The organism is Nocardia cyriacigeorgica (assembly GCF_005863245.1).
GTDB classification, from domain to species: Bacteria; Actinomycetota; Actinomycetes; order Mycobacteriales; family Mycobacteriaceae; genus Nocardia; species Nocardia cyriacigeorgica_C.
This window is the reverse complement of sequence record NZ_VBUT01000008.1, coordinates 293,370-303,665: the sequence shown is the minus strand read 5'-3', so window position 1 is coordinate 303,665 and position 10,296 is coordinate 293,370. Positions and strand designations below refer to the sequence as shown.

At 69.1% G+C, this 10,296-nt stretch carries 9 protein-coding genes and 1 pseudogene; 2 read left to right on the top strand and 8 right to left on the bottom strand.

What is annotated here, in order from left to right; genetic code table 11:
* Nucleotides 1-509: 509 nt before the first annotated feature.
* The 6 genes and pseudogenes from FEK34_RS21785 to mftA form a co-directional block, all read right to left on the bottom strand.
* The gene (locus FEK34_RS21785) at nt 510-1,871 is read right to left on the bottom strand and encodes a GAF domain-containing protein (protein ID WP_171048327.1); all 1,362 of its coding nucleotides are present in this window, start codon (nt 1,869-1,871) and stop codon (nt 510-512) included.
* 132 nt (nt 1,872-2,003) lie between these two features.
* Nucleotides 2,004-3,455, bottom strand: a complete 1,452-nt coding sequence (gene mftG, locus FEK34_RS21780; RefSeq protein ID WP_138450434.1) for a mycofactocin dehydrogenase MftG — start codon at nt 3,453-3,455, stop codon at nt 2,004-2,006.
* A 16-nt stretch (nt 3,456-3,471) separates the two neighbouring features.
* Complete coding sequence (gene mftF / locus FEK34_RS21775; RefSeq protein ID WP_138450432.1) at nt 3,472-4,872, bottom strand: mycofactocin biosynthesis glycosyltransferase MftF; 1,401 nt, start codon at nt 4,870-4,872, stop codon at nt 3,472-3,474.
* Between the two features lie 226 nt (nt 4,873-5,098).
* Nucleotides 5,099-6,316, bottom strand: coding sequence for a mycofactocin radical SAM maturase (mftC, locus tag FEK34_RS21770; protein WP_432760977.1), 1,218 nt, complete (start codon nt 6,314-6,316; stop codon nt 5,099-5,101).
* A gap of 102 nt (nt 6,317-6,418) precedes the next feature.
* Nucleotides 6,419-6,613 (bottom strand): annotated as a pseudogene (mftB, locus tag FEK34_RS31395) (mycofactocin biosynthesis chaperone MftB); the annotation flags it as partial.
* 19 nt (nt 6,614-6,632) lie between these two features.
* Nucleotides 6,633-6,731 carry a mycofactocin precursor MftA gene (mftA, locus tag FEK34_RS21765; RefSeq protein ID WP_212748804.1) on the bottom strand — a complete coding sequence of 33 codons (99 nt, stop codon included), beginning with the start codon at nt 6,729-6,731 and terminating at the stop codon, nt 6,633-6,635.
* 250 nt (nt 6,732-6,981) lie between these two features.
* Here mftA and mftR2 point away from each other — a divergent pair, with 250 nt between their 5' ends.
* A complete protein-coding gene (gene mftR2, locus FEK34_RS21760) occupies nt 6,982-7,620 on the top strand; it encodes a mycofactocin system transcriptional regulator MftR2 (RefSeq protein WP_138450426.1) in 639 nt (212 codons plus the stop codon).
* A 66-nt stretch (nt 7,621-7,686) separates the two neighbouring features.
* A complete protein-coding gene (locus tag FEK34_RS21755) occupies nt 7,687-8,742 on the top strand; it encodes a ferredoxin--NADP reductase (protein ID WP_138450424.1) in 1,056 nt (351 codons plus the stop codon).
* A gap of 8 nt (nt 8,743-8,750) precedes the next feature.
* On the opposite strand, the gene FEK34_RS21750 is transcribed toward FEK34_RS21755, so the two are convergent.
* Both FEK34_RS21750 and FEK34_RS21745 read right to left on the bottom strand, forming a co-directional pair.
* Nucleotides 8,751-9,491, bottom strand: a complete 741-nt coding sequence (locus FEK34_RS21750) for a DNA alkylation repair protein (RefSeq protein WP_138450423.1) — start codon at nt 9,489-9,491, stop codon at nt 8,751-8,753.
* Nucleotides 9,492-9,521: 30 nt separating this feature from the next.
* Complete coding sequence (locus tag FEK34_RS21745) at nt 9,522-10,283, bottom strand: glutamate racemase (RefSeq protein ID WP_138450421.1); 762 nt, start codon at nt 10,281-10,283, stop codon at nt 9,522-9,524.
* Nucleotides 10,284-10,296: the final 13 nt, after the last annotated feature.

Below are 10,296 nucleotides of genomic sequence, written 5' to 3'. Positions count from 1 at the left end.
CAGAGCCTCCTCGAAATGGCGAATTAACGGCTGGCCGAATGCTTTTGGGCAGCACGAATAAGCCTGCGCGGCGGGTCGGAGTCCCGGGCGCTGGCGGCTACCGCATGAGGTGTGGGCGAATTACACGCGTCGCTCGTCTGGGCGGTCGCGCGTATTCGACAGATGTGCGTGAACTGGAATCGGCGACCGTGGGCCGCCGCCGTGCCGTCCGGAGCCTGCGCCTGGAGGGTCGCGGTGCCCGGAACGGGGACGAAGTGCCTAGCTAGTGATCTTTCCTCCAACTTCACTGCCGCCACGGATTCGATAACGGCGGGATGTCAGCTACGTCACATGGATGTCATCCACGTATTGCGAACACTAGGCCAGGTCGAAATAAAAAGGAACTAATTGCTCTAAAAATATCGGACAAGCGTCCAGATGACCCCCGGTGCGACCGGCTCGGGGCAGCTTTCTACCCGCGATCAGCTGCGCCCCGCGCATGTGAGCTATCGCACTTTCAGATGGGCAGACTATGAGCCGAAACGTTGCATCTGCGTTGCATCCGCGCCCAGGCGCCGATCGAGCACCCGGATCTTGGCCTCGATCTGGGCGAACAGCGGCGAATCGCGGTCGACGGTCGAGCGGTAGGCGACCCACGCGGCGGCGTCGTCGCGCCCCTCGGCGGTGGCGGTCCAGCGCCGCAGCGCGGCAGGATCGCGCGAATCCAGCACCGAGGTCCGCAACCGAACCCGCAGCTCATCGCGCAGATCCACGATGCCGGGCGCGTTCGAGCGCGGCAGCACCGGGCCCGCGTACAACCGCAGCGCAGCGTCCACGTCACCGGAGTCGAGGGCGGCGCGCAGGAAGTCGATATCGGTGGCCACCGGCACCTTCAGCCGGTACGGCCGGGAACCGAACACCTCGGGCCCGACCACCGTGCGCAGCCGGGACATGGCGGCGCGGATGGTGCCGTTGTCCAGATCGGTGTCGTCGAGCAGCAGGGCCAGATGATCCGCGCCGAGCCCTTCGGGGTGCTCGGTGAGCAGCAGCAGGATCTCGGCGTGACGTTGCGAGAGCGGCACCCGCTTCCCGGCGATGCTCAGCTGCGGCTGGCCCAGGCCGAGGACATCCAGACCGAGCCTGCCCCGGTCCGGCGGCCGCTCCCGTTCCCGGACGGCGGGAGCGTGTCGATCCGCCCGCATGGCGGTCAGCAGTAGATCCATCTCCGCAGCCGTGGCCGCCGCCTTCACCAGGGCAAGGATCTCGGGCCGGGCCACCCGCACTCCCCCGGCGATCATCAGCACGCCGACCAGCCGGCCATCCGGATCGTGCACGGGGGCGGCGGCACCGGTGAGCTGATGCATGCGGTGCAGGAAGTGTTCCGGGCCGTGGATCCAGGCGGCACGCCCGGTGCGCACCACCATGCCGACGGCGTTGGTGCCGATGCGGCGCTCGCTCAGGTCGTCGCCCGCGCGCAACCCGATCTCGGCGGCGGCGCTGATCCGCTCGGCGTCGCCGTGCACCGACAGCACCCGCCCGAACTGGTCGGCGACCACGACGATCAACCCGGTCCGGGCGGCGTCCTCGACGAGCAGCTTGTCGATCAACGGCATCAGGGCGGCCATCGGATGGGCGTCGCGGTAGCGCTGGAGGTCGGCGCCGCGCAGCCCGCGACCGTCGACGACGTCCATCGGATCGATGCCACCGCGAACACTGCGCAACCACGATTCGAGCACCGCGGGCCGCAACAGACCGGCGAGCCGGGACAGCCGCTCGCCACCGGCACCGAGATAACCATGCGCCTGAGCGGCATAGGCTTCCAGTGCACCGAGCTGCGTGCCAGGTTCTACTCCATGCCGCGAGGGGCGACCACCCGCAAGATTGCTGACCATTTGCCTTTCACCTACGACAAACTGTACCGGCGGGTACCGGCAACCATCGGCGGATGATCAGGTTTGTCCGGCAGGTCACACACGTCACGCCCGCCCCGTGAGTGTGAGCCACGCGGCATCACGGCGGCCGGGTCAGCCGGCGAGCAGTTCGGCGGCTCGCTCCCCGATCAGCACCGCGGTCGCCTGCGGGCCACGGCCCAGCGGCACCGGGACGATGGACAGGTCGGCCACCGCGAGACCGTCCACGCCGTGCACCCGGCAGCGCCCGTCCACCACCGCGCGGGGATCGTCGGGCGAGCCCATGCGGCAGGTGCCGGACAGGTGTTGTGAGGTGGCCAGATGCGCGGTCAGCCATTCATCGGAGACGACCGTGGGTATCGGCTCCTCGGGGACCGCCCCCATCGCGTCCATGATCTCCGCCGACAACCGCACGGCCTCGCGGAGCCGGTCCCGATCCAGGCGCTGTTCCAGGTAGCGCTGGTCGATCCACGGCGGGTCCGCCGGATCGGCCGACCGTAGCCGCAGCTCCCCTGACCCGTGCGGGCGCATCAACGCGAGCGCGAACTGCCTGACCCCCGGTGTGAAAGCCATCGTGTACGGCCGGATTTCGATATCGCCGAGCTCGAGCACATATTCGAGCACCGGGCCACGACGGTGTGGCGCGTCGTGCCGGTAGTCGATTCCGATCTCGGGATGGTCGGTGCACCAGTCGCCCACCGGCAAGGCCTGCACCACCGGAATGCCGAGCGCACGCAGACGGTCCGGGTCACCGATGCCAGAACGCAGCAGCAGCGCGGCCGATTCGATCGCGCCCGCGCACAGCACGATCCGATCCGCCGCGATGAATTCGGCGACCCCCGCGCGCAGGCATTCCACCCCGACCGCCTTGGTCCCCCGGAACCGGATCCGGAGCGCGGTGGTGCCGGCCGACACGGTGAGGTTCGGCCGGGTGAGCGCGGGCAGCAGGTAAGCCTGTGCGCTGCCGACGCGCAACGTCGTCCCGGCGCGCCGGTCGATATTGGCCGGCACCGCGCCGAATCCCTTGTCCGCAGCGTCGGGCGCGTTCAGGTCCGGTATCTCGCTGAACCCGGTCGCCGCAGCCGCCGCCACGAACGCTTCGCTCAGCGGGGTGCCGGTGGCCGGGCGGCGCACCGGGATGGGCCCGGCGTCGCCGTGACCGGGCCGCTCGCCGAAGTCGTGATCGTGTTCGAGGCGGCGCAACGGTTCCAGCAGCTCACCATAAGTCCATCCGCCGGTGCCGATCTCGCGGCTCCACGCGGCGAAATCGGCGGCGGGCGCGCGCACGAAGTAGCAGCCGTTGATCGACCCCGACCCGCCGATCACCCGCCCGCGCACGGTAGTGGCGGTAGTCGTCGCGGTCAACTGGATCGGGTAGCGCCACAGCAGCTCCTCGTCGTCGAGGGGCAGTTCGGTGCCGTCGCGCAGGCCTGACGGGAAGTCGCCGGGCGAGCTCCACATCGGCCCGGCTTCCAGCAGTCGCACTCGATGATCCGGGTCGGCGCTCAGCCGGGCGGCGAGCACACAACCCGCGCTGCCACCGCCGACGATCAGCGTGTCAGCCATCCGGATCCATCGACACTCAGCGCGGCGGTGCGGTGGGCTTGAGCGCTTCGATACTGCGGGCCCGCCACGCGCCCAGCCACAGGCCGGTGCCGTAGGCGATGTCGTCGATGCGGCGGAAGGCGATGTAGCGCAAGGGATCGAGCCCGCCCGCGTCGCGGTGGGTGAACCAGTCGGCCAGGCCGTCGGCCAGCGCCATCGTCACCGCGATGCGCCGGATCCGCCGGGAGGCCACCATGGCCAGCACGGTGACCGGCCAATAGTGCCTGCACATCGCCGAGGCCAGGCGCCACAGTCCGGCGAAGAAGCCGCGGGCCAGATAGATCGAGGCGATCCGGGTGGGATTGTCGAGTTCGCCGAAGACGCGGCGCAATCGGCCCAGCGCGGCCACCAGGGTGAGCACGCCGCCGACGAATCCCCAGCGGGTCAGCGTGCCGAACAGCACCGCCGCCAGCATGGTCCACGACGGCACCGACAGCGGCGACACCATGCCCGCGTGCCTGGCGCCCAGCGGCGCGGCGCCGGTGCCGTAGAACATCTTCCGGTTGAACCAGGCGCGGAAGGACACCCGATGATCGTGGGCGACATGCGCGGCGGGCTCGTAGCGCAACCGCCAGCCCGCCCGCTCCAGCCGCCAGCACAGGTCGACGTCCTCGGCGACGTGCATCGACTCGTCGAACCCGCCCTCGGCCAGCAGCGCCCCGCGCCGCACCAGCAGCGCCGCGCTCGGCACATACGAGACCATCCCGCGCGACTGCACGGCCGATTCACGCCTGCCCAGATCCAGCGAAGACCGGGTGTGCTCGTAGCGCGCCAGCGCGTTGGACTCCGGATCCAGCGCGACGATCCGCGGCGCCACCAGCGCGACCTCCGGATCGCTGAAATGCCCGAGCATGACCTCGAGCCAGCCGCTGCGCGGCACCACATCGGAGTCGAGGAACGCCACGAACTCGGTTGTCGCCGCCCGCAATCCGGCATTGCGCGCGGCCGCCGGGCCGAGCGCGCGCTCATGGCGAAGCACGCTGACCTGGCAGCGGCCATCGGCCACCGGCGGCACCCGGACCGGCCGGTCCGAGCCGTCGTCGACGACGATCACGTTGTGCCCGCGCAGCGCCGCCAACAACCGCACCAGACCCTCGGCGTTGTTGTGCAGCGGCACGATGATGGTGACGTCGTCGGGCGAGGGCAGCAGCCGCGGCCGCGGGTTGGCCACGCCGGAATCGAGCAGCCGCCTGGCAACGACGGCGGACTTCGGGCCGTTGACCTCGAGGTACCCGTCGCCGATCATTTCGGCGGCTTCCGGGGCAAGGCGCAGCAACCTCGCGGGTGTTCCTCCGATCAGGATGCGTCCCCCGGAGTATGCGCGTACCCGTGGATCGATCCGCACCCCGAATCCGTCGGGAAGGCGATCATGGCGCATTCCTGGCATGTTAGACGGAGTTCGCTCGGCTGACATCAACAGTCGCGAAACACGCAACCAGTTCCGGAGTATTTCGCGTGGTAGGCCCGGTAACCGACAGGATCTGCGTTGCTGAAGGATTACTGGGCGAGTCTTCGCTTCGACGGCAACCGAATGGCAATCGCGTACCGCGCGGTCGGTGCGCGAGCCCGAGAGGCCCGCGCACCGGTTCCGGCTAACGCCGCGCCTACCCCAGCGGGCTTTCGTCACAGGCCCGCGACGGCCGCCGCGGCGGCGTGGTCAAGGTGAGCGGCACCGGCCCGGATTCACGTCCACCCGAACGCCGTGGGGCACTGCGCCGGGAATGGTCCACCGACGACCGCGGCACCACCCGGCCGGCGTCGGCGAGGGCCGCCTCGCCGTAGCCCTGCACGCACTCAGGGTCCGGCCCGTCGGCGGGCAGACCGGTGAAGAACTTCGCCGCCATGCAGCCGCCCCGGCACGCGTCGTAGTGCGCGCACGAGGAGCAGGCGCCGCCGCCGGTGGGTTCGCGCAGCTGCCCGAACAACTCGGACTCGTTCCACACGGTCGCGAAACCGCCGTCGGCGACGACGTTTCCGGCGTGGAAGCGATCGTGGATGGCGAACGGGCAGGCGTAGACGTCACCCACCGGATCGACCAGGCACACCACCCGGCCGGCCCCGCACATGTTCAACCCCGGCAGCGCCTCACCGAAGGCCGACAGATGGAAGAACGAGTCGCCGGTGAGCACACCGTCGCCGTTGCGCAGCAGCCACTCGTAGAGTTCGCGCTGCTGTTCGGGCAGCGGATGCAGTTCGTCCCACACATCGGCGCCGCGCCCGGACGGCCGCAGCCGCGTCAGCCGCAAGGTGGCGCCGTAGCGGTCGGCGATCTCCCGGAACTGATCGAGCTGGGCGATATTGTGCCTGGTCGCCACCACCGACAGCTTGGCGTCCTTGAACCCGGCCGCGGCAAGGTTTTCCAGCGCCCGGATGGCCATGTCGTAGGAACCGGGGCCGCGCACCGCGTCGTTGACGGCGGCGTCGGCGCCGTCGAGCGAGATCTGCACGTCCACATAGTCACTGGCGGCCAGCCGCGCCGCGACCTCCGGCGTGATCCGGACACCGTTGGTGGAGAACTTGACTCCCACCTGGTGCGCGGTGGCGTAATCGACCAGTTCCCAGAAGTCCGGGCGCACAGTCGGTTCGCCGCCGCCGATATTGACGTAGAAGATCTGCATGCGCTGGAACTCGTCGATCAACGCCTTGCACTGTTCGGTGCTCAGCTCGCGCGGATCGCGCCGCCCCGACGACGACAGGCAGTGCACGCAGGACAGATTGCACGCGTAGGTGAGTTCCCAGGTCAGGCAGATCGGTGCGGCCAGGCCGGATTCGAAGCGGTCCACCAGCCGCACGGCGCGGTCGTCGGTGGCCGCGAACGTCATCGGCTCCGGCGGCGCGGCCAGCGGCGCCGATTCGGGGGCGCCGACGATCATCTGCGAATCGGCCAGCTGCGCCAGCGCTTTCACATACGGTGCGGCGGCGCCGTCGTCGATGCCCGCGGCTCGCATGGCCGTGCGCACCGACGGCTGCGCGGGCAGTGACCGCACGATCTCGACGATCCTCGGGTTCTTCAGAAACGACAGCTTCCGCGTGCCGAAGTGATACAGCAACGCGCCGAACGGTTCCGGCCGCAGGGCAACCCGCGGATGCAGTTGCCAGCGCGTATCGAGATCGAGCATGGTCACCGCTCCTCTCAGCTCAGTAGACGCCGCACATGCCGTCGATGGAGACCTCTTCGATGAGCGATTCCTCCACCAGCGGCGTGTCCTCGGCCGAGCGCTGCGCGACCGTCGCGATCGGGCCGCGGTTGTCGGTGTCGGCGGGTCCGTTGAGCCCCTTGTCCGGCATGGCTACCTCCACTCTGTTGGCACTGTGGTCGCGGCCACAGGTGTAGCCGCGCTCACACACCATAACGTCATGAACTGACAAAAAGAAGCCGTTTCGGCCGACGAACCGACGCCGCCCGCACCGAGCCCTCTAAACTTTCCGGTGGCAAGCAGCTGAACAGGACGTGACGGGCCGAGACGCCCGCGGTGGTAGAGGTGGCATGGGAGTCGGGCGAACGCAGGCCAGCGGGGGCGGTAATACCCTCTCCGAATCAGAGATCGTCGAGGCCGCACTGAGGGTGGTCCGCGCCGACGGCGTGGACAAGCTATCGATGCGCCGGCTATCGCGCGAACTGGGCGTTTCCCCGATGGCCCCGTACTACTACGTGGCCGATAAACGGGAGCTGCTCGACCTGGTGGCCACCGCCGCCCTGGCCGGGGTGCGCAAACCGCCGCCGGAGTCGGGCCCGTGGCAGCAGCGCCTGCGTGAACTCATCGACCAGATCGATGAGAAACTACGCAAGCACCCCGGCCTCGGCGATGTGCTGATCGAGCAGATGCTCGGCAAGCAGCTCGACATCATCGCCGCGGTGATGGAGATCCTGTTCGACGCGGGATTCAGCGATCGCAACGTGCTGGCCGCCTACGCGACCATCCACACCTTCCTGTTCGGTCGCAGCCGGGTGAACCCGCGTGACCGGTCGGTGCTGACCGATGTCACGTTGCCCGATGCGGTGGCCCGCGCCACCAAATACATGCCCGACCTGCGCGGCAAATATTCGTACGACTTCGGCATGGGCGTGCTGATCGCCGGGCTGGAAGCCCAGCTTGTCCAGCAGCCCGATCCCGACGTACGATAAAACTGAAACACGTTCTAGTTTTGCCGTCCGGTACCGGATCGGCCGCGCCACGTTCGAGAGGACGCCATGACCACCGTCGAAGTTCCACACGGCTCACGATCGGTCGTGCTGCGGGTAGCCGCGGTCATCGCCGAGACCGCCGATACCTGCTCGCTGGTCTTCGACGTGCCCGAAGAGCTGCGCGAACGCTTCCGGTACCAGCCGGGCCAGTTCCTGACCCTGCGCATCCCCAGCGACCTGACCGGTTCGGTCGCACGCTGCTACTCGCTGGCCAGCTCGCCCTACACCGACGACAAGCCCAAGGTCACCGTCAAGCGCACCGAGGGCGGCTACGGCTCCAACTGGCTCTGCGACAACATCACCCCCGGCTCCGAGATCGAGGTGCTGCCGCCGTCGGGTGTGTTCACCCCGAAGGACCTCGACGAGGATCTGCTGCTGTTCGGTGCCGGTAGCGGCATCACCCCGGTCATGTCGATCCTGAAGTCGGCGCTGGCCCGCGGCAACGGCAAGATCGTGCTCGTCTACGCCAACCGCGACCCGGAATCGGTGATCTTCGCCGGCGAACTGCGCGAACTCGCCGACAAGGAGCCGCAGCGGCTCACCGTCATCCATTGGCTGGAACCGCTACAGGGCCTGCCCACCGCCGACGCGCTCGCCGGGTTGGTGCGCCCGTACACCGGCTACCGCGCCTTCATGTGCGGCCCGCGCCCGTTCATGGACCGCGTGCACGATGCGCTGGCCCAGCTCGACGTCCCGCGCAACCGCACCCACGCCGAGATCTTCAACTCACTGGCCGGTGACCCGTTCGCCGATCAGGCGCCGGTCGAGGTCAGCGACGAAGAGGCCGCCGACGCCGCCACCGTCGAGGTCGAACTCGACGGCGAGGTGCACGAACTGCGCTGGCCGCGCAAGCAGACCCTGGTCGACATCATGCTGTCCAAGGGCCTCGACGTCCCCTACTCCTGCCAGGAAGGCGAATGCGGCTCCTGCGCCTGCACCGTCCTCGAAGGCAAGGTCGAAATGGAGAACTCCGAGATCCTCGACCCCGAGGACATCGAGAACGGCTACATCCTCGGCTGCCAGGCCCGGCCGGTCACCGACCACCTGAAGATCCAGTTCTGAGCGCCCCGCTACCGCATCGCGCGGTAGCGGGCCCGGCTCTCCGGGTCCAGATGCTCGGTGGCGTAACTCAGTGCGGTACGCCCCATCCGCGCCGCGTGCCGGTCCAGGAAGTCGGTGAGGAGTTCACGATCGACGCGCTTGCCGACCTCGCGCAGCATCCAGCCGAGCGCCTTCTGGATCAGGTCGTGCCGGTCGGCGAGTAGCCGCTCGCCGACCGCGAACGTGGTGGAGGCGTCACCGGCCTTGATGAAGGCGAAGGTGGACAGCAGGGCCACCCGGCGCTCCCACAGCGATTCCGAGCCGGCCAGCTCGAACAGCAGATCGCGCGGCTTGTCCAGCAGCCACGGACCGACGATGCGCTCGGCCGAGACGTCGACCAGGTCCCAGTTGTTCACCCGCCCGCGTCGCACCGCGTCCAGGTAGAAGCGCACCATCTCCGCGCGGGCGGCCTCGTCGAAGGTGCGCGGCTTCGACGCCTTCGCGAACCGGTTGTTCAAGATGACCAGGGCGGCAAGCCGTTCCTCGTGCACCGGGCTGTCCAGCAGCGCGCCGATCTCGGTGAGTGGCAGTGCGGCAAAGCGTTTGGCGACGGCGCGGGTGGCGGGAACCCGGACGCCGATGAAGACGTCACCTTCGCCGTACTGGCCCGGACCGGTCTTGAAGAACCGTTGCAGATGCACCGCGTCGGCGGGATCGGCGTGTTCGGCGAGCGCGGCCCGCACCTGCTCGGCGGTGGCGGTCTCGGTCATAACTGCCTGCCTTCCGGTCGGGGTGTGCCCTCAGCCCGTCGCGCCGAGCGCCCGTCCCGGCTCGAATGCGGCAGCGGCGGCGGGCAGTTCGCCCGGGCGGCCGCTGTTGAACACCCGCACCGTACCGTTTCCGGTGCTCGGCCTGCCCAAAGCGTCCATGCGCCGGATCGTCTGCGCGGCAACGGCCTGGGCACTGTCGAACAATCGCACCCCGTCCGGCAACGCGGCCACAATGCTGTCCACCACCAGCGGATAGTGCGTGCAGCCCAGCACCACACCCTCCACGTCGGCGGGGGTCTGCTCGGCCGCCGCCGCGATCGCCGCGCGCGCGGCCACCAGATCGCCCGCGTCGATCGCATCGGCCAGGCCGTGGCAGGCCACGCCGGTCACCGTAGCCTCACCGCCGAAGCGGGCAATGAGGTCGGCCTGGTAGCGGCTCGCGGTGGTGGCCGCGGTGGCCCACACCGCCACCGAGCGGCAGGCGGCAGCGGCCGGTTTGATCGCGGGCACGGTGCCGATCACCGGAATGTCCGGGCCGACATCCGCGCGGACGTGATCGAGCGCGGTCACGCTCGCGGTATTGCACGGCAGCACGATCACCTCCGCGCCCATCGTCAGCGACGCACGTGCGGTCGCGACCACCCGCTCGATCACCCAATCCTCGGGTTTCGGCCCCCACGGCGCCCCATCGGGATCCAATTGCAGCACCAGATCCACATCCGGGCGCAGCTTGCGCAGCCATGCCGCTGTCGGCAGCGAGCCGAGACCGGAATCGATGAGCGCGACGATCACACAGATAAAGGTA